The following is a 24,428-nucleotide window of genomic DNA, read 5'->3' as shown; positions in this document are numbered from 1 at the left end:
TCGGAGCAACCGGCATGGCCGTACTCGTCAACGAAAACACCCGCGTCATCTGTCAGGGCTTCACCGGCTCGCAGGGCACATTCCATTCGGAACAGGCCATCGCCTATGGCACCAAGATGGTCGGCGGCGTGACGCCGGGCAAAGGCGGCTCCAGCCACCTTAACCTGCCGGTATTCAATTCGGTCCATGAAGCGAAAGCCGTGACCGAAGCGAATGCCACCGTGATCTACGTCCCCCCGCCCTTTGCCGCCGATAGCATCCTCGAAGCCATCGACGCCGAGATGGAGCTGATCGTCTGCATCACCGAAGGCATCCCGGTGCTTGACATGATGAAGGTCAAGCGCGCCCTTGAGGGGTCGAAATCCCGCCTCATCGGGCCGAACTGCCCCGGCGTGATCACGCCCGACGCCTGCAAGATCGGCATCATGCCCGGCCACATCCACCGCCGCGGCTCGGTCGGTGTCGTCTCGCGCTCGGGCACGCTGACCTATGAGGCGGTCAAGCAGACCACCGACCTCGGCCTTGGCCAGTCCTCGGCCGTGGGCATCGGCGGCGACCCGATCAAGGGCACCGAACATATCGACGTCTTGGAAATGTTCCTTGCCGACCCCGAAACCCAGTCGATCATCATGATCGGCGAAATCGGCGGATCGGCCGAAGAGGAAGCCGCGCAATTCCTGCGGGACGAGGCAAAGCGCGGCCGCGCCAAGCCCTGCGCCGGTTTCATCGCCGGACGCACCGCCCCCCCCGGCCGCCGCATGGGCCATGCTGGCGCGATCGTTGCAGGCGGCAAGGGTGACGCCGAAAGCAAGATCGAGGCGATGCGTGCCGCCGGCATCATCGTCGCGGACAGCCCCGCCACCTTGGGCGAGGCCGTGATGAAAGCCTTGGGCCGGTAAAGAAAGGGAAACGGGGATGGAGGACGCAGCTATGGACACCCGCGCCAAGACCGTGATCGCCTCCTTCCTCGCCCTGCTGGCGGTCCTTGGTCTGACCGCCTACGCGTCCTTGAACCACGCCGAAGCCAACGCGGCCATGACCACCGCGCTCTTCGGCACCCAGAACTGAAAGTCGGCGGGGGACGCCCCGCCGCATTTCCCATCATAGGGGAGGGAACGACGACATGACCGACCACAGCCCGAACGACCAGTTCCACGCGCAAAGCTTCCTGCAAGGCCACAACGCCGATTACATCGACCAGTTGCAGGCCCGCTACGCCACCGACCCGGCCTCGGTCGATGCCCAATGGGCCGAGTTTTTCCGCGCCCTCGGTGACAGCGAGATCGACGCCAAGCGTCAGGCGCAGGGCCCGTCATGGGCGCGCGCCGACTGGCCGCCCAGCCCGACCGACGACCTGACCGCCGCCATGACCGGCGAATGGCCGCTCGCCCCCGTCAAGGACGCCAAGGCCGCCGCCCAGAAAATCGCAGCCAAGGCCGAGGAAAAGGGCGTCTCGCTGTCGGACGCCCAGGTGCAACGCGCCGTGGTCGACTCGATCCGCGCGCTGATGATCATCCGCGCCTACCGCATCCGCGGCCATCTCGTGGCCAACCTCGACCCGCTCGGCATGCGCGACGAGAAGATGCACCCCGAACTCGACCCGGTCTCCTACGGCTTCACCGAAGCCGACATGGACCGCCCGATCTTCATCGACAAGGTTCTCGGCCTCGACGTGGCCTCGATGCGCCAGATCATCGAGATCGTGCGCCGCACCTATTGCGGCACCTTCGCGCTGCAATACATGCACATCTCCGATCCCGAACAGGCCGCTTGGCTGAAAGAACGGATCGAAGGCTACGGCAAGGAAATCGCCTTCACCCGCGAAGGCCGCAAAGCCATCCTGAACAAGCTGGTCGAGGCCGAGGGATTCGAGAAATTCCTCCACGTCAAATACATGGGCACCAAGCGCTTCGGCCTTGACGGCGGCGAAGCCCTGATCCCCGCGATGGAACAGATCATCAAGCGCGGCGGCGCGCTTGGCGTGAAGGATGTCGTCATCGGCATGCCCCACCGTGGCCGCCTCTCGGTGCTGGCCAACGTGATGCAGAAACCCTACCGCGCCATCTTCCACGAATTCCAGGGCGGCTCCTACAAGCCCGAGGATGTCGACGGCTCGGGTGACGTGAAATACCACCTCGGCGCCTCCTCCGACCGCGCCTTCGACGGCAACACCGTCCACCTGTCGCTGACGGCCAACCCCAGCCACCTCGAAGCGGTGAACCCCGTCGTCCTCGGCAAGGTCCGCGCCAAGCAGGACCAGCTGGGCGACCAGATCAACCGCTCCTCGGTCCTGCCGATCCTGCTGCACGGCGACGCGGCCTTTGCAGGGCAAGGCGTCGTCGCCGAATGCTTCGGCCTTTCCGGCCTGCGCGGCCACCGCACGGGCGGCACGATCCACATCGTTGTGAACAACCAGATCGGCTTCACCACCGCCCCCTCCTTCAGCCGCTCCTCGCCCTATCCCACCGACATCGCGCTGATGGTCGAAGCACCGATCTTCCACGTCAACGGCGACGACCCCGAAGCCGTGGTCCACGCGGCCAAGGTCGCCACCGAATACCGCCAGAAGTTCCACAAGGATGTCGTCATCGACATCTTCTGCTACCGCCGCTTCGGTCACAACGAAGGCGACGAGCCGATGTTCACCAACCCGGCGATGTACACCCGCATCAAGAAGCAGAAGACCACGCTGCAACTCTACACCGAACGCCTCGTGAAAGACGGTCTCATCCCCGAGGGCGAGATCGAGGACATGAAAGCCGCCTTCCAGGCCCGGCTGAACGAGGAATTCGAGGCGGGCAAGAACTTCAAGCCGAACAAGGCCGACTGGCTTGATGGCCGCTGGTCCGGCATCGACCGCGAAGGCTCCGACTACACCCCCGGCGACACCGCGATCAAACCCGAAACCCTTGCCGAGGTGGGCGCGGCCCTGACCCGCATCCCCGAAGGCTTCGACATCCACAAGACCGTCGCGCGCCAGCTCGACGCCAAGAAAGAGATGTTCGCCTCGGGCCGCGGCTTCGATTGGGCCACCGCCGAAGCCCTCGCCTTCGGCTCCCTCGCGGTCGAGGGTTTCCCCGTCCGCCTGTCGGGGCAGGACTGCACGCGCGGCACCTTCTCGCAGCGCCATTCGGCCTTCATCGACCAGCAGACCGAAGAACGCCACTACCCGCTCAACCACATCCGCGCGGGTCAGGCACGCTACGAGGTCATCGATTCGATGCTCTCGGAATATGCCGTCCTCGGCTTCGAATACGGCTACTCGCTGGCCGAACCCAACGCGCTGACCATGTGGGAAGCCCAGTTCGGCGATTTCGCCAACGGCGCGCAGATCATGTTCGACCAGTTCATCAACTCGGGCGAACGCAAATGGCTGCGGATGTCCGGCCTTGTGATGCTTCTGCCCCACGGCTTCGAAGGGCAGGGGCCGGAACACTCGTCCGCCCGCCTCGAACGTTTCCTGCAAAACTCGGCGGAAGACAACTGGATCGTCGCCAACTGCTCGACGCCGGCCAACTACTTCCACATCCTGCGCCGCCAGATCCACCGCTCGTTCCGCAAACCGCTGGTCCTGATGACGCCGAAATCCCTGCTGCGCCACCCGATGTGCATCAGCGAAGCGGCCGATTTCACCACCGGCTCCACCTTCCACCGCGTGCTGTGGGACGATGCGCAAAAGGGCAACTCGCAACTCGCGCTGAAGCCCGATGCCGACATCAAGCGCGTCGTGATCTGCTCGGGCAAGGTCTATTACGACCTGCTGGCCGAACGCGACAAGCGCGGGGCCGATGACACCTATCTGCTGCGCCTCGAACAGTTCTACCCCTTCCCCGCGCTCGCGCTCACCAAGGAACTCGAACGCTTCAAGGGCGCCGAGATCATCTGGTGTCAGGAAGAACCCAAGAACCAGGGCGGCTGGAGCTTTGTCGAACCCAACCTCGAATGGGTGCTGACCCGCATCGGCGCAAAGCACAGCCGCGCGCAATATGCAGGCCGCGCCGCATCCGCCTCGCCCGCAACCGGCCTCGCCTCGCGGCATAAGGCCGAACAGGAAGCCCTCGTCAACGAAGCCCTCGGCGGCTGAGACGCGGCTGAACCCTTTCCCCGCGCCCCCCCAAAGGCGCGGGACATCTCACAGGGCGGCCCCCGCCCAAGACCGGAACGATTGGCGCGATAATGCGCGCGGAGGATGAACAGATGACCGATGTTATGGTGCCCGCCCTTGGCGAAAGCGTATCCGAGGCGACCGTCTCCACCTGGTTCAAGAAACCGGGTGACTTCGTCAAACAGGACGAAATGCTCTGCGAGCTTGAAACCGACAAGGTCTCGGTCGAGGTTCCGGCCCCCGTCTCGGGCATCCTGACCGAAATCATCGCCCCCGAGGGCGCGACCGTCGCCGCCAACGCCCGCCTTGCGATCATGACCGAAGGCGCCGCCGCCCCGGCCCCCAAGGCCGAAGCGGCCCCCGCCCCCGCCCCCGCAGCGGCCCCCGCCCCCGCCCCCGCAGCGGCCCCCGCCGCCAAGGATGTCGAGGACGCCCCCGCCGCGAAAAAGGCGATGGCCGAAGCCGGCCTGACCCGTGATCAGGTCACCGGAACCGGCCGCGATGGCCGAGTGATGAAGGAAGACGTCGCCCGCGCCGCCGCCACCCCCGCGCCCGCGCCCGCTGCGGCCCCTGCCCCCGTCGCCGCCATCCCGCGCGGCCCCGTCGCCGCCGACGATGCCGCCCGCGAAGAGCGCGTCAAGATGACCCGCCTGCGCCAGACCATCGCCCGCCGCCTGAAAGACGCGCAGAACACCGCCGCCATGCTCACGACCTATAACGAGGTCGACATGTCCGGCATCATGGAACTGCGCAACACCTACAAGGACGCCTTCGAGAAGAAGCACGGCGTCAAGATGGGCTTCATGTCCTTCTTCGTCAAAGCCTGCACCCACGCGCTGAAAGAGATCCCCGAGGTCAACGCCGAAATCGACGGCACCGACGTGATCTACAAGAACTACGTCCACATGGGCGTGGCGGTCGGCACGCCCTCGGGCCTCGTCGTCCCCGTCCTGCGCGATGCCGACCAGATGGGTTTCGCCCAGATCGAGAAGAAGATCGCCGAACTCGGCCTGCGCGCCCGCGACGGCAAGCTGAGCATGGCCGAAATGCAGGGCGGATCGTTCACCATCTCGAACGGCGGCGTCTACGGCTCGCTCATGTCCTCGCCCATCCTGAACCCGCCGCAATCGGGCATCCTCGGCATGCACAAGATCCAGGACCGCCCCGTCGTGGTAAACGGCCAGATCGTCATCCGCCCGATGATGTATCTGGCGCTGAGCTACGACCACCGCATCGTCGACGGCAAGGGCGCGGTCACGTTCTTGGTGCGGGTCAAAGAGGCGCTTGAGGATCCGCGCCGTCTGCTGATGGACCTCTAAGACCGTGTCAGGTTTGGCGCAAAGGGCAGCGCCCGGCCCGACGGGGTGGGCGAGAAGCGCCCGCCCCGTGGGGGGCGGGTCGGGCGCTGCCCGGCGTTCCGCCGGGCGTGACGTTTCTTCAAAGGTGGCCACCCCATGACCCCCGAACTCACCGCCCTCACCCTCTCGGGCCTGCTGCAAATGGTCCAATTCGTCGCCTTCGCCCTTCCCGCGAACCTCGAGCTTGGCACCCGCTACACCTCCGGCCCCCGCGACCGCGCGCCCGAACGCCCGCTCTCGACCCTGACCGCCCGCCTGCAACGCGCCATGAACAACCATTTCGAAGGGCTGATCCTCTTCACCCTCGCCGTGGTGGTCATCACCCTCTCGGGCCAGTCCACCCCCACCACCGCCACCCTCGCCTATACCTACCTCGCCGCCCGCGTTCTCTACATCCCCGCCTACGCCCTCGGCCTGTCGCCGTGGCGCTCTGCCATCTGGGCGGTGGGCTGGTTCTCCACCCTCGGCCTTCTGCTGGCCGCGCTGATCTGAAAATATGTGCATCAGGCGTGCATCGCCCGTGCATCCCGACCGAAAAGGAAACGACCCAATGGCAAGCTTTGACGCAATCATCATCGGCGGCGGCCCCGGCGGCTATGTCTGCGCCATCCGATGCGCCCAACTGGGGCTGAAAGTCGCCGTGGTCGAAGGCCGCGACACCCTTGGCGGCACCTGCCTCAACGTCGGCTGCATCCCCTCCAAAGCCCTGCTGAACGCCACCCACCACCTGCACGAGGTTCACGAGAACTTCGAGAAAATGGGCCTCATGGGCGGCGCACCCACCGTCGATTGGGCCAAGATGCTGGGCTACAAAGACGATGTGATCGGCCAGAACACCAAGGGCATCGAGTTTCTCTTCAAGAAGAACAAGGTGACATGGATCAAGGGCTGGGCCTCGATCCCCGCGCCGGGTCAGGTGAAAGTGGGCGACGACATCCACGAAGCCAAAAACATCGTCATCGCAACGGGTTCGGAATCCTCGCCCCTGAACGGCGTGACCATTGATGAGAAAACCGTCGTCACCTCGACCGGCGCGCTGACGCTCGCGAAAATCCCCGCTAAACTCGCCGTGATCGGCGCGGGCGTGATCGGCCTCGAAATGGGCAGCGTCTATGCCCGCCTCGGCGCGGAAGTCACCGTCATCGAATACCTCGACGCCATCACCCCCGGCATGGACGCCGAGGTTGCCAAAAGCTTCCAGCGCATCCTGCAAAAACAGGGCCTGAAATTCATCCTCGGTGCCGCCGTCCAGGGTGTCGACACGAACAAGACCGGCGCGACCGTCCGCTACAAGCTGAAAAAGACCGACGCCGAAGCCACGCTCGACGCCGACACCGTCCTCGTCGCAACGGGCCGCCGCCCCTATACCGCAGGCCTCGGCCTCGAGGCGCTCGGCGTCGAAATGCTGCCGCGCGGTCAGGTGAAAACCGACAGCCACTATGCCACAAACATCCCCGGCCTCTACGCCATCGGTGATGCCATCGTCGGCCCCATGCTCGCCCACAAGGCCGAGGACGAGGGCATGGCGCTGGCCGAAATCCTCGCTGGCAAATCGGGCCACGTGAACTATGGCGTCATCCCCGGCGTGATCTACACCACGCCCGAAGTCGCCTCGGTCGGCCAGACCGAAGAACAGCTGAAAGAGGCAGGCCGCCCCTACAAGGTCGGCAAATTCTCCTTCATGGGCAACGGCCGCGCCAAGGCCGTGTTCCAGGGCGAAGGCTTCGTCAAGATCCTTGCCGACAAGGACACCGACCGCATCCTTGGTGCGCATATCATCGGCCCCGCCGCCGGCGACCTGATCCACGAAATCTGCGTGGCGATGGAATTCGGCGCCTCGGCGCAAGACCTCGCCCTCACCTGCCACGCGCACCCGACCTTTTCGGAAGCCGTGCGCGAAGCCGCCCTCGCCTGCGGCGACGGCGCGATCCACGCCTGAGCGGCCCTACCGCCGCTTTCTGCCGCTTCCCGACCTTCGGTGTTGCCCCTTGGCCCAAAGCCAGGGGGCGGCACATGCCCCCTTCTTCTTTCGGTCGTGACGACACAAGGGGCGCGCCCGAACCGAGGGGTGGGGGCACGTCTACGTGCGCCCGCCCCGTGGGGGCGGTTCGGGCGCGCCCCGTGGCTCGGGGCCACGGGGCAATCCCCGGCGCTGCACGATCTCCCGTCAACTCGCCAGATGCCGCAACCCCTGCGTCACATCCGTCCTGACCGCCAGCCGCAAGCCCGGCTCGTCGCCCGCCCGCAGCGCCGCCAGAATCATCCGGTGGTGCTGCGGCGGCTCCTTGCGGCGCAGCTTGGAATACAGCGCCCGCATCGTCGGCCCCAGCTGCAACCACACCGTCTCGCACATCGCCAGCATCGCAGGGGCCTGCGCGCGCAGATACAGCGTGCGGTGAAATTCAAGGTTGGTCCGCACATAGGCCACCGCATCCTGCTTCACCACGGCCTCGGCATTCAGCGCGTTGATCGCGGCCAAACGGTCGATCAGCGCGAAGTGCGCCCGCGGCAAAGCGCGCGAGGCCAGCTCCGGCTCAAGCAGCGCGCGGATGGCGGCCAACTCCTCGATCCGCTCGGGCGACAGCTCCGGCGTCGACACCCGCCCCGACGACGACAGCGTGAACGCCCCCTCGGCCACCAGCCGCCGCACGGCCTCGCGCGCGGGGGTCATCGACACGCCGAACTGCTTGCCGATCCCCCGCAAGGTCAGCGCCTGCCCCGGCGCCATCTCGCCATGCATCACCTGCTGGCGCAGACTGCGATACACCCGCTCGTGCGCGGCCGCGTTCGGGTCTGTCTGGCGCGGAGTGATCATCTAGTCACCGAACCGGTAGCCATGCAGCGCCTGCCCTTCGTTGTGCAGCCATTTGCGCTGCACCTGCCAGCGCGGATAAAGCCCTTCGACCACCGCCCAGAACGCGTCGGAATGGTTCATCTCGACCATATGCGCCACCTCGTGCGCGGCCACGTAGTCAAGCACCGAAGGCGGGGCCATGACCAGCCGCCACGAATACATCAGCGCCCCGTCATGCGCGCAGGATCCCCAGCGCGACCGCGTGTCGCGCAGCGTGACACGGCTCACCTTGCGCCCGATGGCCGCCGCGTAGCGGTCCGATGCCGCCACCAGCCGCTCGCGCGCCAGCGCCTTGAGAAAAGCCCCCGCCCGTGCGCCCGCCTGCGCCGGATCGCCGCCGATCACCAGCGTCTCGCCCTCGACCCGCACGCCGCGCCCCGTGCCCGCCACCAGCCGCAGCATCCGCCCCTCGACCGGAATCACCCCGCCGATCCCCACGCCCGCCCGCTGCGGCATCTGCGCGAGGGTCGAGCGGATCCACTCCTCTTGCGCCCGCGCGAAAGCCATCGCCTCGGCCTCGCGCGCCCGCAGCGGCATCGACAGCGTGACACGCCCGTCCAGACGGCTGACACGAAGCGAGAATCGCCGCGCCCGCGCCGACCGCTTCAACGTGATCTCGACCGCATCCCCATGCGCGCCGCTGGCAAGCAAAACCGGCATGACCGCTCCCATTTCCTGCCCGCAGGATAGCCAGCCTGCGCCCAAGGGCAACCACCGCCGCCACGTCACGGAAAATGACGCATTTTCCGGACCGGAGTTTGACGCAAACTCCGCCGCCGACCGTTGCCCCCCGGAATTTGCGTCAAATTCCGCCGCGAAAAATGCGCCATTTTTCGCCCCCCGCCACGGCACGAGAAAAGCCTTTGACACCGCCCCCTGCCTGTGGCAAGCGACACCGCTTAGATCACGCCTGCCCGTCAGGCACCTTGAACCAAAGGGATGACCATGCCCAAGGAAGAATGGGGTACCAAGCGCATCTGCCCGACGACCGGCAAGCGCTTCTACGACCTGAACCGTTCGCCCATCGTTTCGCCCTATACCGGCGAAGTCGTCGATATCGAATCCGCCCGCCGCAAGATGGCGGCCGCCGTGATCAGCCGCGCCGTCCCCGAAAAGGACGAAGAGGTTCTGGTCGACGATCTCGAAGCCGATGATGATCTGCTCGAAGCCGGCGTCACCGATGATGCCGAACTCGACGATGATCTGCTCGAGGACGACGCCGATGACAACGTCTCGCTCGACGATCTCGCCGACGTCGCCGGCGACGAGGAAGAAGTCTGATCCAACGCCCTTTCCGGCCCCCGCGCGGGGCCGGAAAAGCGCGGCAAAAACGTGCGATTTTCCCCTTGCACCCCGCCGCGCCCTCTACTAGACAACGGCCACCGAAGCGGAAACGCTTCGCCCATCGAAGCCGAAAGGCTTCGACCTCCGGTGGGGTCATAGCTCAGATGGGAGAGCGCTTGAATGGCATTCAAGAGGTCGGGAGTTCGATCCTCCCTGGCTCCACCAACTTCCCAAACCGAACGCAGACCACAGCGCGCGCCAACCCCGGCCGCTACAGCCCTTTGCATATGGCCCCGCGCCGGACGGCCGTCTGACACCCCGCCGCAGCTTGCCCTATCCTGCACGCAAAGCGCGAGAAAAGGGGACGCGATGCACGTCTATGTCCGTCTGGCCATCAGCTACGATGTCCCGCAATTCCCCGGCATTCCCTTCGGCGCGGTGTTCGAATTCGTCGACAGCGGCCCCGACTTTCCCGCCACCGCCCGCATCACCCGCGCCTATGCGGGGCTTTGCAACGTCGATGTCCGGGTGATCCACAGGCCCCTGCCCGAACCTGCCTGCCGCCCCTCCTCCACCCGCCCCTCCTCCACCTACAGCCCCGGAAAGCCGCCGCTCCAGTGAACCGCGCCTAGAAGGCGTTCATCAGCACGAAGATCGCGGCCTTGGTCAGCGCATAGACCACCCCCCACACGATCATCAGCGACCCGCCCCCCACCAGCGCGCCGATCACCACCCAGATCCCGTCCCGCTCCAAGACGCCAAGCGCCATCAGCGATATGGCGAAAGCGGGCAGCATGTTGCCAAGGGGAATCGGCAGCGCCAGCACCACCGCCAGAAGCAGACAGAACCCGCCCACCACCCGCTCGGCATTGGGCGCGGTCAGGAACAGGAACCGCGGCTTCAGCAATCGCTCGGCCCGCGCCAGCAGGGGCGTCACGCGCCCCACGAACGACACGTAATCCGCCCGCGTCATCGACCGGTCGGCGATAAAGGCAGGCAACCACGGCATCTTGCCCAGCATCATCTGCGCCGTCAGATACAAAAGCGGCAGCCCCAGAATCGCCGATGTCCCCGGCGGGGTCGGCACCACGTTGGGCAGCGCGAACAACAGGATCAGCGCTGCCACCGCCCGCGCATCCATCGCCTGCATCAGGTCCGACACCGAAACGCGGTCGCGCCGCTGGTCGGCACCGATCGCATCCAGAATCTGCGAGAACCGCTTCTTCCCCTCGGGGACCGGCCCCTTGGCCACCTTGCGGAACCGCTTCGCTATCGATCTGCCTCTCGCCATCGCGGCGCTGTCCTTCCCATCATCCCGTCGGTCTGGCCGGCCTGCAAACCCTATGCCCCAAAAGTAACGCCAGCGCATCACCGCCAAACGGAGGGCGCGTTCACGGTCGCGTCAATCGCTCAGGGGATCACCTCGAACCGGTCCACATCGACCATGCCGTAATCGGTGATCTTCAGGTGCGGAATCACCGGCAGCGCCAGAAAGGCCAGTTGCAGGAACGGCTCCTCCAGCACCACGCCAAGCGAGGCCGCCGCCGCGCGCAACGCCACCAGCGCCTGCCGCACCTCCTCAAAGGGCAGCAGGCTCATCAACCCCGCCACCGGCAGCGCCAGCTCGGCCAGCACCCGCCCGCCCTCGACCACGACAAACCCGCCCTCGATCTCGGTCAGGCGGTTCGCGGCCAGCGCCATGTCGCCGTAATCGGCCCCCACCACCGCGATGTTGTGATGGTCGTGACACACGGTCGAGGCGATGGCCCCCCGCTTCAACCCGAACCCCTTCACAAAGCCCGTGGCGCGGTTGCCGTTCTTGCCATGCCGCTCGATCACCGCGATCCGGACAAGGTCGCGCGGCAGGTCGGGCCGCTTGTCGCCATCCTCGGGCGCGATGTCATAGGTCAGATGCTCGGTAATGATCTTGCCGGGCAAGATGCCGATCACGGGTGTCTCGACCCTGTTCCCCCCGCAGCGGAAATGATGCGGCTCGACGCGGCTTGCCTTGACCGAATGCCGCGCGACGGGGGCGATCACCTCGCGCCGCGCAAAGGCCGCCGCGTTCACCTCGACGCCGCCCGCAAAAACCGCGCTGGCATGGCAGCCTTCCAGCGAATCGATCACCACGATATCCGCGCGCTTGCCCGGCGCGATCAACCCGCGATCCTTCAGGCCGAAGGCCTCGGCCGCCGACAGGCTCGCCACCCGATACACCGCCAAAGGCGGCGCACCGCCCGCAATCGCCACGCGGATCATATGGTCCAGATGCCCGTGTTCACCGATGTCGAGCGGGTTGCGGTCATCGGTGCAGAAACACAGATAGGGCGCGAAACGCTCGGTCAGCAGCGGAGCCAGCGCCAGCAGGTCCTTGGAAACCGACCCCTCGCGGATCAGCACCCGCATCCCCTTGCGCAACTTCTCCAAGGCCTCGGCGGCGGTGGTCGCCTCGTGCTCGGTGCGTATTCCGGCGGCGATATAGCCGTTCAGGTCATTGCCGCGCAAAAGCGGCGCATGCCCGTCGATATGCCGCCCCTGCCAGGCCTCCAGCTTGGCCATGCACCCCGCATCGCGGTGCAGCACTCCGGGAAAATTCATGAACTCGGCCAGCCCGATCACGCGCGGATGCTCCATCAGCGGCACCAGATCCGCCGCCTCCAACCGCGCCCCCGCCGTCTCCATATGGGTCGAGGGCACGCAGGACGAAAGCTGCACCCTTATATCCATCAGGGTCCGCCCCGACGCCTCGAGGAAATAGCCGATCCCCTCAAGCCCGCAGACATTGGCGATTTCATGCGGATCGCAGATCGCCGTCGTCACCCCGCGCGGCAGCACGCAGCGGTCGAACTCGAACGGCGTCACCAGCGAGCTTTCGATGTGCAGATGCGTGTCGATGAAGCCGGGCACCAGAATCCGCCCCGCCACATCCACCTCGCGCCTGCCGCGATAGCTGCCAAAGACCCCGACAATGGTGTCGCCGCAGATCGCCACATCGGTCTCGACCAGATCTCCGGTGATCAGGTCGAACACGCGCCCGCCCTTCAGCACCAGATCGGCGGGCACGACCCCGCGTCCCTGATCGATCCGGTCGGCAAGGGCGGCTTTGGCTGCGGTCATGTCACGCTCCTTTTCGCGATACTGTGACCGAAGCCCCCGCCAAAGGTCCAGCCCGAACCTCTTGCAGCGCGCGGCAAAGGGTGGTCCTTTGGCCGCAAACCGGAAAGCACCCTCCCATGCGCCCCCTGCGCGGCATCGCCCTCAAAATCGCCTCGGTCCTCGTCTTCATCGTCATGTCCTCGATGGTCAAGGCCACGGCGCAGCACATCCCCGCCGGACAGGCCGTGTTCTTCCGCTCGTTCTTCGCCATCCCCGTGATCGTCGCCTGGCTGGCCTTGCGGGGCGAACTCTCCATCGGCTTCCGCACCGCGAACCCCTTGGGCCATGTCTGGCGCGGCTTTGCCGGAACCTGCGCGATGGGGCTCGGCTTTGCGGGCCTCGGCTATCTGCCCCTGCCCGAGGTGACGGCCATCGGCTACGCGGCCCCGCTGCTGACCGTCATCTTCGCCGCGATGTTCCTGAACGAGGATGTCCGCCTCTTCCGCCTCTCCTGCGTCGCCCTGGGCCTTGCGGGGGTGCTGGTCGTCCTCTCGCCCCGCCTGACCGTCCTGCAAGGCGGCGCTGGCCAGACCGAGGCGCTGGGGGCCATGCTTGTCCTGGGCGGCGCGGTCTTTGCGGCGCTGGCGCAGGTGTTCGTGCGCAAACTCGTGCAGACCGAACGCACCGCGACCGTGGTGTTCTGGTTCTCGGCCACCGCCTCGGGCCTCGCACTTGTCACCATCCCCTTCGGCTGGGTGGTCCCCACCCCGTTCGAGGCCGCGCTGCTGGTCGGCTGCGGGCTTCTGGGCGGCTTGGGGCAGATCCTGCTGACCTCGAGCTACCGCGAGGCCGACGCCTCGCTCGTCGCGCCCTTCGACTATGCCTCGATGCTCTTCGCCCTTGGCATCGGCTATTTCGTCTTTGCCGAGGTGCCGACCGCCACCATGCTGACAGGGGCCGCCATCGTGGTGACGGCAGGCATCCTCATCATCCTGCGCGAACGCAAACTCGGCAAGGACCGCGCCGCCCAGCGCAAGGCGCTGACCCCGCAGGGCTGACATTCCCTCCGCCCCCCCGAAATTCTGCGGAAATCTCATCCCGAAGATTTTTCGCCGAAAAATCTTCCCCCCTCGCCCAAGGAAAAAGGGGGCCGAAGCCCCCTTTTCCCGCAGCCCTGCCCTTGGCGGTCAGGCCATAACCTCTTCCGGCACCTTGGCCCCGGTCATATAGGCCACGGCGTCCGACATGGTGTGTTTCTTCGGGTCGATCACGCACAGCCGCTTGCCCAGACGGTGAATGTGGACACGGTCCGCCACCTCGAAGACATGCGGCATGTTGTGGCTGATCAGAATGATCGGCAGCCCGCGCTTCTTCACGTCAAGGATCAGCTCCAGCACGCGCCGGCTTTCCTTGACGCCCAGCGCCGCGGTCGGTTCGTCCATGATCACGACCTTCGACCCGAAGGCCGCCGCCCGTGCCACCGCCACGCCTTGGCGCTGACCGCCCGACAGCGTTTCCACCGCCTGCCCGATGTTCTGGATCGTCATCAGGCCAAGCTCCGTCAGCTTGTCGCGCGCCACCTTCTCCATCGCGGCGCGGTCGAGCATGCGGAACACCGACCCCATGATCCCCGGTTTGCGGATCTCGCGCCCCATGAACATGTTGTCGGCAATCGACAGGGCGGGGGAAAGCGCAAGGTTCTGGTAAACCGTCTCGATCCCCGCATCCCGCGCCTGCATCGGGTTCGCGAAGTTGACGGTCTTGCCTTCCAGCGTGATCTCGCCCTCGTCCGGCGTCACGGCGCCGCAAAGCGCCTTGATCAGCGTCGACTTGCCCGCGCCGTTGTCCCCGATCACGGCCAGAATCTCGCCGGGATAAAGATCGAAGTCGCAGTTATCCAGCGCCGTCACCCGCCCATAGCGTTTGGTCAGGCCGCGTGCGGTCAGAATGGGTTCAGCCATTTCGTTGTGCTCCCTTAGCCCGAAACCTTGCGGATCCACTGGTCCACCGCGACAGCGCCGATGATCAGCACCCCCGTCAGCAGCACCTTCCATTGCGGATCGGCGTTCATCATGTTCAGCCCCATGCTCATCACGCCCACGATCAGCGTTCCGAACAGCACACCAAGGATCGACCCCCGCCCGCCAAAGAGCGAAATCCCCCCGATCACCGTCGCGGTGATGGCCTGAAGGTTATAGTCCGTCACCACCGTCGAGGGCGAGATCGACCCGTTCCGGCCAATCGACACCCAGGCCGCCAAGCCCGCGATCAGCCCCGCCAGCGCATAGGTGCCGATCAGCACGCGGCTGGTGCGGATACCCGACAGTTCGGCGGCGTCCATATCGTCGCCCACGGCATAGATATGGCGGCCGAAGGCGGTGTTGTTCAGCATGTACCAAAGCGCCACGTAAAGCAGGATCATCGCGACCACACCCAGCGTCACCACGGCTTTGCCGACCTTGAAGTTCAGCCCGTAGAAATGCAGCCATCCGGTGATCGCGGTCAGATCGGCCTCGCGCAGCGTCTCGTTGGCCGAATATATCAGACAGATCGCCATCACCACGTTCCACGTGCCAAGCGTCACGATGAACGGCGGCAGCTTCAGCTTCGAGACGAGGAACCCGTTCACCCAGCCCCAGAACCCCGCCATCGCGAAGCCCATCACAATGGCGATCGGCGCGGGCATGCCGTAATGCAGCACCGCGTTGCCCATGATGACGAAGGCAAAGACCATGATCACGCCGATGGCAAGATCGATCCCCGCCGTCAGCACCACCAGCGTCTGCGCGGCGGCCAGGATACCCACCACCGCAACCTGCTGCATGATCAGCGTCAGCGTATAGGCCGAGAAGAACTTCTCGCCCTTGGCGATGCCGAAGAACACAACCAGCACCACCAGAACGATCAACGGCACCATGGCCGGATTCGAGTGAAGGAAATGCTGCAACCGCTGCAGCGGCGAACGGCCTTCCTCGAAATGGGCAACGCTGCTCGCGCTGCCGGACAAGACCTTTTCGAATTCCTGTGGCTGGCTCATGGTCCCCCCTGAGAATGGTTCCGCCCTCGGCACATCAGCGGGGCAGGCGTCGGTTTCTTTGAAAAAGGGCGGCCCGAGGGCCGCCCCGATCTTCTCCCTGTCAGGATCATGCAGCGACTTGGGTCACGGCACAATCCTTCAGGATATCAGCCCCAGCACAGCTCGGTGCCCTTGGCGGTGTCGATCGACGGCACGCCTTCGGCGGGCTTGTCGGTGATCAGCGCCACGCCGGTGTCGAAGAAGGCCTTGCCGGGGGTCGGCTGCGGCTTCTCGCCGGTGTCGGCGAACTTCTTGATCGCTTCGACGCCCAGAGCGGCCATCTGCAGCGGGTACTGCTGCGAGGTCGCGCCGATCTGGCCGTCCTTGACAGCGGCAACGCCCGGGCAACCGCCGTCAACCGACACGATCAGCACGTCGTTCTCTTTGCCGACAGCTTTCAGCGCCTGATAGGCACCGACAGCGGCAGGCTCGTTGATCGTGTGGATCACGTTGATGTCGGGGTCTTTCTGCAGAAGGTTTTCCATCGCCTTGCGGCCGCCTTCTTCGTTCCCGTTGGTCACGTCATGGCCGACGATGCGCGGGTCGGTTTCGTCGCCGATCTTGTTGGCGTCGACCGGGTCGATGCCGAAGCCGATCATGAAGCCCTGGTCGCGCAGAACGTCGACGGTCGGCTGCGACGGGACGAGGTCAAGGAAACCGATCTTGGCATTGGCAGCATCCGCACCCAGCGTCGCGGCAGCCCATGCGCCGATCAGCTTGCCGGCTTCGAGGTTGTCGGTCGCAAAGGTCGCGTCGGCGGCGTCAGCCGGATCCAGCGGGGTGTCGAGAGCGATCACGACCATGCCGGCGGCTTGGGCTTTCTTGACCGAGTCGACGATCGCCTTGGTGTCCGAAGCGGCGATCAGGATGCCCTTGGCGCCATCGGCGATGCAGGATTCGATGGCAGCGACCTGGCTGTCATGGTCGCCGTCGACCTTGCCGGCATAGGTCGAAAGCTTCACGCCCAGTTCTTCGGCCTTGGCCAAAGCGCCTTCCTTCATTTTCACGAAGAAGGGGTTGGTGTCGGTCTTGGTGATCAGGCAGGCCGAAACGTCCTGCGCCATCGCCGGAGCCGCCGCCATCAGAGCAAGCGTAGCAGCACCCCAAAGGGCTTTCGCTTTGAATTTCATTGATTTTCCTCCCAAGAAAATCCGGGCTCTCGCCCTTTGTTGATTGCCGGCGGGGCTGTTTTCCCCGCAGCGACAGGCGGTAAGAAAACCGATTCCCTGCCATCCGTCAAGATAATTAAATCACTCTGAATTATTATTGACAGAGCCGCGATTCCCCCCCCAATCTCTGCCCAAAGAGAGGGCGAACGCCTTTTGGGAGGAGCTTTGAGACATTTGGCGGAACCGGCGATGGATCGTCCGGCCCCCGAGGCATCTGGCCTGCGGGGGTCGAACCAGTCCGGCATGCGCGCTCATAACGAGCGGCTGGTGCTTTCGCTTGTCCGCCAGCAGGGTGGCCTGTCCAAATCCGACATCGCCCGCATGACCGGCCTCTCGAACCAGACCGTCTCGGTCATCATGCGCAGCCTCGAAAACGAAGGGCTTCTTCTGCGCGGCGAACCCGTGCGCGGCCGGATCGGCCAACCCTCGGTGCCGATGTCGCTGGCCGCCGATGGCGCCTTCTTCCTCGGTCTCAAGATCGGCCGCCGCTCGGCCGACCTCATGCTCGTCGATTTCCTCGGCCGCGTCCGCGCCACGCGGCGGCAGGTCTACCGCTACCCCACGCCCAGCAATGTCGTGGCCTTTGTCGGTGCGGCACTTCCGGCCGTCCTCGATTCGCTCCCCCCCGCCCAGCGCGACCGCGTCGGCGGCATGGGAATCGCCATGCCCTTCCAGCTCTGGAACTGGGTCCGCTACATCGGCGCGCCGCAATCCGAAATGGACCAGTGGCGCGACCGCGATGTCCACGCCGAAATCGCGGCCATCGCCGGAATGCCCGTCCACATCCAGAACGACGCGACCGCCGCCTGCGGGGCCGAACTGGTGTTCGGCACGGGCGAAAAGCCGAAAGACTTCCTTTACTTCTACTTCGGCACCTTCATCGGCGGCGGGCTTGTCCTGAACGGCCAGCTCTTCACGGGCCGCACCGGCAACGCGGGCGGCGTCGGCCCCATGCCCGTCCCCGGCCCCGACGGCACCTTGCAACGCCTGTTCGACGTCGCCTCCATGTCCCGCCTCGCCGAAGAGATGGAGGCCGCGGGCGAACCCTCCGACCACCTCTGGCAGCAACATGCCGAATGGCGCGTCTCGGCCCCCGTGCTGGACCGCTGGCTCGAGTCCGCCTCCGAAGGCATCGCCTACGCCGCGCTTTCGGCCTCGGCTTTGATCGAACTCGAAGCCGTGCTGATCGACGGCTGGATGCCCGCCACGATCCGCGCCGAAATCACCCGCCGCACCCACGCGGCCCTGATGCGCCTCGACCTCTCGGGGGTCGAGCCGCCGCAGGTTCGCGAAGGCACCGTCGGTGCCGATGCCCGCGCCCTCGGGGCCGCCGCCATCCCTCTGGCGCAGCGCTACCTGATCGACCAGAACGCCCTCAACCGCGAGAGTTGATGGCCCGACAGGGTAAAGCGCCCGTTAAAACCGCGCGAAAGAAGCGTGCATCGCCTGTGCAGTCCGCCAAACCGCCCGCGCCTAGGCCCGGCCCCTGCGCCCGTGCAAAAGCGTGCATCGCCCGTGCATCGCCTTGAACCCTTTGCCACGCCCCCCACATCGGGCATAACGACACCGACCAAGATGAACCGCGCAGCCAAGGGACAGCGACCGTATGACACTCGCCCTGATCGCGGCGCTCCCCTTTCTCGGCGCGTTCCTGCCCGCCCTGATGCTGCGCGCGGGCCGCAACGCCAGCGCCGCCAGCGCCTTTTGCGTCTCGGCACTCGGCTTTGTCCTCTTGTGTTTTCAGGCTCCTGCCGTCCTGCGGGGCGAGGTGGTTCTCGCCTCGTGGCAATGGCTTCCGGCGCTTGGCCTCACGCTCGGCTTCCGTCTCGACGGGCTTGGCCTGCTCTTTGCGGGGCTGATCCTCGGGATCGGGATGCTCGTCATCCTCTACGCCCGCTTCTACCTCGCGAAATCCGATCCGATGGGGCAGTTCTACACCTTTCTCCTGCTCTTCCAGGGCGCGATGACGGGCATTGTCCTCTCCGATAACATCCTGCTTTTGCTGGTGTTCTGGGAACTGACCTCGCTTTCCTCCTTCCTGCTCATCGGCTTCTGGAGCCACCTCCCCGCCGGCCGCCAAGGCGCCCGCATGGCCCTCGCCGTGACCGGCGGCGGCGGCCTCGCGCTGATCGGCGGCATGCTGATCCTCGGCCAGATCGCGGGCAGCTACGACCTGTCGGTGATCCTGACGAAAGCCGACCTGATCCAGTCCTCGCCGCTCTACCTTCCCGCGCTGATCCTCATCCTTCTGGGCGCCTTCACCAAATCGGCCCAGTTCCCGTTCCATTTCTGGCTGCCCCACGCGATGGCCGCCCCCACTCCCGTCTCGGCCTATCTGCACTCGGCCACGATGGTGAAAGCGGGCATCTTCCTCATGGCGCGCCTCTGGCCCGTGCTGTCGGGCAGCCCCGAATGGTTCTGGATCGTCACCGGCACCGGGCTCGCAACCATGCTGATCGGGGCGAAAATCGCCTTTTTCCAGAATGATTTGAAGGCTTTGCTGGCCTTCTCGACCGTCAGCCACCTTGGCCTGATCACCATGCTACTGGGCCTCGGCACACCCGCCGCCGCCACGGTGGCGATGTTCCACATCCTCAACCACGCCACCTTCAAGGCCGCGCTTTTCCTCACCGCCGGTATCGTCGACCACGAAACCGGCACCCGCGATCTGGCCCGCCTCGGCGGCCTGCGCCGCGCCATGCCGCTGACCTTCGCCATCGCCGCCATCGCCTCGCTCTCGATGGCGGGCGTCCCGCCGCTCAACGGCTTCCTGTCCAAAGAGATGATGCTCGAGGAAACGCTCCACGCAGGCTATGGCCCCGCCTGGCTCTTGCCCGCGCTTGCAACCTTCGGCGCGCTCTGGTCGGTGGCCTACAGCCTGCGGTTCCTGCTGCACGGCTTTTTCGGCAATCCCGCAAAAACTCCGCAAAAACCGCATGATCCGGGCATCGGCCTCTGGGCGGCACCCGCCCTTCTCGCGGGCTTGGTCGTGCTGATCGGCCTTCTGCCCATGACCTCGGCCGCATGGCTGGTGAATGCCGCCGCAAGCGCCACCACGGGCACGGTCGTCGCGGTCAAGATCGCGCATTGGCACGGACTGACCGCAGCCCTCGGCATGTCGCTTGCTGCCCTTGCGGGGGGGGCCGTCCTCTTCGCCCTCTCCCCGCGCCTCGCCGCCCTGTGGAACGCCGCCCCCCGTCCCGATGCAAAGCGCATCTTCGACAGCGCGATCAACGGCTTGGCCCGCAGCGCGACGCGCCTGAACGATGCCGCGCACGACGGCTCGTTCACCCGCGCCACCGCCATCGCCATCGCCACGATCACCGCCGCGGCGCTTTGCGCCTTTGCCGGCGGCAGCCATGCCGCAGGCAGCCGCGCGCTTCTGCCCGTCACCCCCGTTCCGGCCATCGGCTGGCTGCTGCTCGTCACCGCCGCCGCGCTGGCCGCCATCCTGCACCGCAACCGCCTGCTGTCGCTCCTGATGGTCGGCGTGATCGGCCTGATCCTGTCGGTCGGCTTTGCATGGCTGTCCGCCCCCGACCTTGCCCTGACACAGATCACGGTCGAGGTGGTGACCGTCATCCTCATGCTCCTCGCCCTGCATTTCCTGCCCAAGGAGACCCCGCGCGAAAGCACCACCCCCCGCCGCATCCGCGACATCACCCTGTCCGGCGCGGCGGGCCTTGCCATCGCGGCCCTCTCCTACGCCCTGATGACCCGCGCCCCCGCCTTCCCCCCGATTTCCGCCTTCCACCTCGCCCAGTCGAAACCGGGCGCGGGCGGAACGAACGCGGTCAACACCATCATCGTCGATTTCCGCGGCTACGACACCTTTGGCGAGATCATCGTGCTGGGCATCGCCGCGCTCATCATCTTCGCCCTGACCGAATCGCTTCTCGCCCCCGGCCCCGCCAGCCGCCGCCTTGCCGCCTTCGGCGCGTCGCGCCCCGCTCGCGCGGGCGACCGCCACCCGCTTCTGATGGTGATGGCCACCCGCTTCCTGCTGCCCTTCGCCCTTGTCGTGGCGGTTTTCATCTTCCTGCGCGGCCACAACCTTCCGGGCGGCGGCTTCGTCGCGGGGCTGGTCGTGGCCATCGCCTATCTGATGCAATACCTCGCCTCCGGCCTCGGCTGGACCGAGACGCGCCAGCGCATCGCCTTCCACAGCCTCATCGGCGCAGGCGTGCTGGTCGCGGGGCTGACAGGGGCGGGGGCGTGGCTCTGGGGGCTGCCCTTCCTCACCTCGAACTACGGCTATATCCACCTCTGGCCGCTGGACGCGTTCGAATGGGCCACCGCCGCCGTCTTCGACCTCGGCGTGTTCCTGACCGTGCTCGGCGCGGTGATGCTGGTGCTGAACTCGCTCGGCCGCCTTGCCCGCCGCGCGGGCGAAAGCGTCGCGCGCACCCCCTATGACCTCGACATGGGCGAGGGGCTCTAGATGGAGGCACTGGTCGCCATCGCCATCGGCCTGCTGACGGCAACGGGCCTTTACCTGATCCTGCGCCAGCGCACCTTTCCGCTCGTCGTGGGGCTGTCGCTGGTCTCCTATGCGGTGAACCTGTTCCTCTTCGCCAGCGGCCGCCTCGCCGCAGGGGTGCCGCCCATCATCGACAAGGCCGCATCCGGCTACACCGACCCCCTGCCGCAGGCGCTGGTGCTGACCGCCATCGTCATCTCCTTCGGCATGACCGCCGTGATCGTCATCATGGCGCTTGGCGCATGGTTCACCGGCGGCGACGACCATACCGATTTCAGCGACGGCGCCTCGGGGGAAGGCGCTTCGGGGGACCGCGACGCATGACCCACTGGATCATCGCCCCCGTCGTCCTGCCCGCCCTGCTGGCCCCGCTGCTGCTGTTCCTGCGCCATGACCTGACGCTGCAACGCATCCTCGGCCTTGCCGGAAGCCTTGCCCTGCTCGGCCTGTCGCTGGCGCTCTTGTCGCAATCGGCCCAAGGCCCCGCGCTTTACCGGCTTGGCGACTGGCCCGCCCCCTTCGGCATCGTTCTGGTGCTCGACCGCCTCTCGGCCCTGATGCTGGCGCTGACCGCCACGCTGGCGCTGGTCGTGCAGGCCTACGCCATCGCGACCGGCTGGGATGCAAGGGGCAAACATTTCCATGCGCTCTACCTCTTCCAGCTCATGGGCCTGAACGGGGCCTTCCTGACCGCAGACCTGTTCAACCTCTTCGTCTTTTTCGAGGTGCTGCTCATCGCCTCCTACGGCCTCATGGTCCACGGCGGCGGGCGGGACAGGCTGCGCGCGGGCATCCAGTATGTCGCCTTCAACCTGATCGGCTCGACGCTGTTCCTTTTCGCCCTCGGCGCGCTCTATGCCGTGACCGGCACGCTGAACATGGCCGATCTTGCGGTCAAGGTCGCGGCCCTGCCGGTCGGAGACCACGCCCTCATCCGCGCGACGGCGGTGATGCTGATCGGCGTATTCGCCATCAAGGGCGCGCTGGTGCCGCTGCAATTCTGGCTTCCCGGCACCTATGCCAACGCCCCCGGCCCCGTCGCGGCCCTCTTTGCCATCATGACCAAGGTCGGCGCCTATGCCATCCTGCGCACGACGACGCTGATCTTTCCCCAAGGCACCCCCGCCATCGGCCCGCTGCTGGCCGACCTGCTGCTGCCCGCAGCCGCGCTGACGCTGGTCGCGGGGGCCATCGGCACGCTTGGCGCGCGCAGCCTGCCGCGCCTTGCCGCCCTTGCGGGTCTTGCCTCGATCGGCACGCTGTTTCTGGCCATCGCCGCCCAGACGCCGCAGGCCACAGGAGCGGCGCTCTATTACCTGATCCACTCGACCCTCGCCACGGCGGCGCTGTTCCTGATCGTCGACCAGATCGCCAGCCGCCGCAGCCCCGCCATCGCCTCCGGCCCCCGCCTTGCCGGTCACGGTCTGCTGGCCGCGCTGTTCTTCGCCAGCGCCATCGCGCTTTCGGGTCTGCCGCCGCTCTCGGGCTTCATCGGCAAACTGCTGATCCTGAACGCCCTGCGCGATGCGCCGTGGCTCTGGGCGGTGATCCTGACCACCTCGTTCCTGATGATCCTCGGGTTTTCCCGTGCCGGCTCTACCCTGTTCTGGAACACCGGCGCCGAGGCATCGGCCAAGCCGCCCGAACCCGCCGCCATCGCCGCCATCGCCACCCTGCTCGGCCTGCTCGCCCTGCTGACCGTGCTTGCGGGGCCGGCCACGCTCTGGCTGCAAGGCGCCGCACAGGACCTTGGCGCACCGCAGGCCTATATCGACGCCAACCGCCTGGGGGCCATATGATGCGCCGCCTGTTCCCCCATCCCGTGCTGTCGCTTCTCTTGGGCCTGACATGGGTGCTGCTCGTCAACCACATCGGCGTCGGCACGCTGGTCATGGCGGCGATCCTCGGCTCCGCCATTCCGCGCCTGACGCATGCCTACTGGCCGCACCAGCCGCGCCTGAACAGCCTGCCGCTGCTGCTGGCCTATGTCGCGCTCGTCGTCTGGGATGTGATCCTTGCCAACATACAGGTGGCCCGCATCGTGCTGTTCATGCCGCGGGACCGCATCCGTTCGGCCTTCATCCCCGTCCCCATCACCCTGAAATCGCCCGAGGCCATCGCGCTTCTGGCCGGCACGATCACCATGACCCCCGGCACCGTCACCGCCGACATGAACGGCGACGGCACCGTCCTTCTCGTCCATTCCCTGCACGCCCCCGACCCCGACGCGATCCGCGACGAGATCCTGTCGCGCTACGAATCCCGCCTGAAAAGGATCTTCGAATGACCGGCCCCCTGATCCTGACGCTCCCGCTCGCCTTTGCCTTCGCCTGCTTCGGCGCGGGCTTCCTGATGACACTGGCCCGCCTGCTCATCGGCCCCGCCCTGCCCGACCGCGTGCTTGCCGTCGATACGATGGTGGTGAACGCCATCGCCCTGATCGTGCTTTACGGCATCAAGACCGGGATGGGCCTCAACTTCCCCGCCGCCATGCTGCTGGCCATGACGGGCTTCGTCTCGACCATAGCCTTTTGCAAATTCCTGCTCAGGGGAAGCGTGATCGAATGATCCTGAACCTCCTTCTCGCTGCCCTGCTCGTCGTGGCGGGAACCTTCGGCCTGATCGGCAGCTACGGGCTCTTGCGCCTGCGCGACGGAATGCAACGCCTGCACGCCCCGACCAAGGCCTCGACCGTGGGCCTCGGGGCGGCGCTTCTCGCCTCGATGCTGCACGGGCTGACCATCGGCACGGGCTTCAGCTGGCAGGAAATCGCGGTGATGGTCTTCATCTTCGTCACCGCCCCGGTTTCCGCCAACTACCTGTCGAAACTCCACCTCTTCGGCGGCACCTACACCCCGCCCCCCAGCGGAACCGACCGGCCCTGGGCCACCTTCGACCCGACGGTCGACACCGACGAACCCGACCTGCCCCGCCGCTGACCCCGATTTGACCAACAGGTCAAAATCCACGCGCCACGGGGCTTGCAACCCCCTGCCCTGCGTTGCA

23 protein-coding genes and 1 tRNA gene are annotated in these 24,428 nt (G+C 66.3%); 17 read left to right on the top strand and 7 right to left on the bottom strand.

From position 1 onward, the window contains the following. Positions 1–14 precede the first annotated feature (14 nt). The 6 genes from sucD (at position 15) to lpdA (ending at position 7,402) form a co-directional block, all read left to right on the top strand. Positions 15–899: a succinate--CoA ligase subunit alpha gene (gene sucD / locus H7F16_RS16295; protein ID WP_185798691.1), complete on the top strand. Its 885-nt coding sequence runs from the start codon at positions 15–17 to the stop codon at positions 897–899. A gap of 16 nt (positions 900–915) precedes the next feature. Further along, the gene (locus tag H7F16_RS16290) at positions 916–1,068 is read left to right on the top strand and encodes a hypothetical protein (protein WP_185798690.1); all 153 of its coding nucleotides are present in this window, start codon (positions 916–918) and stop codon (positions 1,066–1,068) included. Between the two features lie 55 nt (positions 1,069–1,123). Further along, a complete protein-coding gene (locus H7F16_RS16285; RefSeq protein WP_185798689.1) occupies positions 1,124–4,084 on the top strand; it encodes a 2-oxoglutarate dehydrogenase E1 component in 2,961 nt (986 codons plus the stop codon). A 113-nt stretch (positions 4,085–4,197) separates the two neighbouring features. Further along, the gene (gene odhB, locus H7F16_RS16280; protein ID WP_241741488.1) at positions 4,198–5,424 is read left to right on the top strand and encodes a 2-oxoglutarate dehydrogenase complex dihydrolipoyllysine-residue succinyltransferase; all 1,227 of its coding nucleotides are present in this window, start codon (positions 4,198–4,200) and stop codon (positions 5,422–5,424) included. Between the two features lie 135 nt (positions 5,425–5,559). Next, on the top strand, positions 5,560–5,955 hold the full coding sequence (locus H7F16_RS16275) for an MAPEG family protein (protein ID WP_185798688.1): 396 nt from the start codon (positions 5,560–5,562) through the stop codon (positions 5,953–5,955). A gap of 58 nt (positions 5,956–6,013) precedes the next feature. Continuing rightward, positions 6,014–7,402 carry a dihydrolipoyl dehydrogenase gene (lpdA, locus tag H7F16_RS16270; protein ID WP_185798687.1) on the top strand — a complete coding sequence of 463 codons (1,389 nt, stop codon included), beginning with the start codon at positions 6,014–6,016 and terminating at the stop codon, positions 7,400–7,402. A 228-nt stretch (positions 7,403–7,630) separates the two neighbouring features. Here the strand turns inward: lpdA and H7F16_RS16265 are convergent, their stop codons facing one another. Both H7F16_RS16265 and H7F16_RS16260 read right to left on the bottom strand, forming a co-directional pair. Continuing rightward, entirely contained in the window at positions 7,631–8,278 is a 648-nt protein-coding gene (locus H7F16_RS16265) for a GntR family transcriptional regulator (protein WP_185798686.1), read from the bottom strand. Beyond that, entirely contained in the window at positions 8,279–8,977 is a 699-nt protein-coding gene (locus tag H7F16_RS16260; RefSeq protein WP_185798685.1) for a M48 family metallopeptidase, read from the bottom strand. It abuts the gene before it with no gap. Positions 8,978–9,262: 285 nt separating this feature from the next. On the opposite strand from H7F16_RS16260, the gene H7F16_RS16255 reads away from it, so the two are divergent. The 3 genes from H7F16_RS16255 to H7F16_RS16245 all read left to right on the top strand — a co-directional run bounded on the left by H7F16_RS16255 (position 9,263) and on the right by H7F16_RS16245 (position 10,222). Further along, on the top strand, positions 9,263–9,598 hold the full coding sequence (locus H7F16_RS16255; protein ID WP_185798917.1) for a TIGR02300 family protein: 336 nt from the start codon (positions 9,263–9,265) through the stop codon (positions 9,596–9,598). A gap of 152 nt (positions 9,599–9,750) precedes the next feature. After that, positions 9,751–9,826, top strand: a tRNA-Ala gene (locus H7F16_RS16250). Positions 9,827–9,970: 144 nt separating this feature from the next. Further along, positions 9,971–10,222, top strand: coding sequence for a hypothetical protein (locus H7F16_RS16245; RefSeq protein WP_185798684.1), 252 nt, complete (start codon positions 9,971–9,973; stop codon positions 10,220–10,222). 7 nt (positions 10,223–10,229) lie between these two features. On the opposite strand, the gene H7F16_RS16240 is transcribed toward H7F16_RS16245, so the two are convergent. Together H7F16_RS16240 and ade are read right to left on the bottom strand one after the other, a co-directional pair. Beyond that, a complete protein-coding gene (locus H7F16_RS16240) occupies positions 10,230–10,892 on the bottom strand; it encodes an exopolysaccharide biosynthesis protein (protein WP_185798683.1) in 663 nt (220 codons plus the stop codon). Between the two features lie 119 nt (positions 10,893–11,011). Further along, positions 11,012–12,718, bottom strand: a complete 1,707-nt coding sequence (gene ade, locus H7F16_RS16235) for an adenine deaminase (RefSeq protein WP_185798682.1) — start codon at positions 12,716–12,718, stop codon at positions 11,012–11,014. 116 nt (positions 12,719–12,834) lie between these two features. On the opposite strand from ade, the gene H7F16_RS16230 reads away from it, so the two are divergent. Continuing rightward, the gene (locus tag H7F16_RS16230) at positions 12,835–13,755 is read left to right on the top strand and encodes a DMT family transporter (protein ID WP_185798681.1); all 921 of its coding nucleotides are present in this window, start codon (positions 12,835–12,837) and stop codon (positions 13,753–13,755) included. 129 nt (positions 13,756–13,884) lie between these two features. Here H7F16_RS16230 and H7F16_RS16225 read toward each other — a convergent pair whose 3' ends face one another. From H7F16_RS16225 to H7F16_RS16215, 3 genes are all read right to left on the bottom strand, one after another. After that, positions 13,885–14,658, bottom strand: coding sequence for an ATP-binding cassette domain-containing protein (locus tag H7F16_RS16225; protein WP_206682611.1), 774 nt, complete (start codon positions 14,656–14,658; stop codon positions 13,885–13,887). Between the two features lie 14 nt (positions 14,659–14,672). Then, the gene (locus tag H7F16_RS16220; RefSeq protein WP_185798679.1) at positions 14,673–15,734 is read right to left on the bottom strand and encodes an ABC transporter permease; all 1,062 of its coding nucleotides are present in this window, start codon (positions 15,732–15,734) and stop codon (positions 14,673–14,675) included. Positions 15,735–15,880: 146 nt separating this feature from the next. Beyond that, positions 15,881–16,903 carry a sugar ABC transporter substrate-binding protein gene (locus H7F16_RS16215; RefSeq protein WP_185798678.1) on the bottom strand — a complete coding sequence of 341 codons (1,023 nt, stop codon included), beginning with the start codon at positions 16,901–16,903 and terminating at the stop codon, positions 15,881–15,883. 228 nt (positions 16,904–17,131) lie between these two features. Here H7F16_RS16215 and H7F16_RS16210 point away from each other — a divergent pair, with 228 nt between their 5' ends. The 7 genes from H7F16_RS16210 (at position 17,132) to H7F16_RS16180 (ending at position 24,361) form a co-directional block, all read left to right on the top strand. Next, a complete protein-coding gene (locus H7F16_RS16210) occupies positions 17,132–18,334 on the top strand; it encodes an ROK family transcriptional regulator (protein WP_185798677.1) in 1,203 nt (400 codons plus the stop codon). 214 nt (positions 18,335–18,548) lie between these two features. After that, positions 18,549–21,383: a monovalent cation/H+ antiporter subunit A gene (locus tag H7F16_RS16205; RefSeq protein WP_185798676.1), complete on the top strand. Its 2,835-nt coding sequence runs from the start codon at positions 18,549–18,551 to the stop codon at positions 21,381–21,383. Then, positions 21,384–21,746, top strand: coding sequence for a Na+/H+ antiporter subunit C (locus H7F16_RS16200; protein ID WP_185798675.1), 363 nt, complete (start codon positions 21,384–21,386; stop codon positions 21,744–21,746). Then, on the top strand, positions 21,743–23,221 hold the full coding sequence (locus H7F16_RS16195) for a monovalent cation/H+ antiporter subunit D (RefSeq protein WP_185798674.1): 1,479 nt from the start codon (positions 21,743–21,745) through the stop codon (positions 23,219–23,221). The genes H7F16_RS16200 and H7F16_RS16195 overlap by 4 nt, the downstream gene beginning before the upstream one ends. Then, positions 23,218–23,709: a Na+/H+ antiporter subunit E gene (locus H7F16_RS16190; protein ID WP_185798673.1), complete on the top strand. Its 492-nt coding sequence runs from the start codon at positions 23,218–23,220 to the stop codon at positions 23,707–23,709. The genes H7F16_RS16195 and H7F16_RS16190 overlap by 4 nt, the downstream gene beginning before the upstream one ends. A gap of 11 nt (positions 23,710–23,720) precedes the next feature. Then, complete coding sequence (locus H7F16_RS16185) at positions 23,721–23,990, top strand: K+/H+ antiporter subunit F (protein WP_185798916.1); 270 nt, start codon at positions 23,721–23,723, stop codon at positions 23,988–23,990. Beyond that, positions 23,987–24,361, top strand: coding sequence for a cation:proton antiporter (locus H7F16_RS16180; protein WP_185798672.1), 375 nt, complete (start codon positions 23,987–23,989; stop codon positions 24,359–24,361). The genes H7F16_RS16185 and H7F16_RS16180 overlap by 4 nt, the downstream gene beginning before the upstream one ends. Positions 24,362–24,428 lie beyond the last annotated feature (67 nt).

This window comes from Paragemmobacter straminiformis, assembly GCF_014243445.1.
GTDB lineage: Bacteria > Pseudomonadota > Alphaproteobacteria > Rhodobacterales > Rhodobacteraceae > Paragemmobacter > Paragemmobacter straminiformis.
This window is presented reverse-complemented; position numbering and strand designations above follow the sequence as displayed.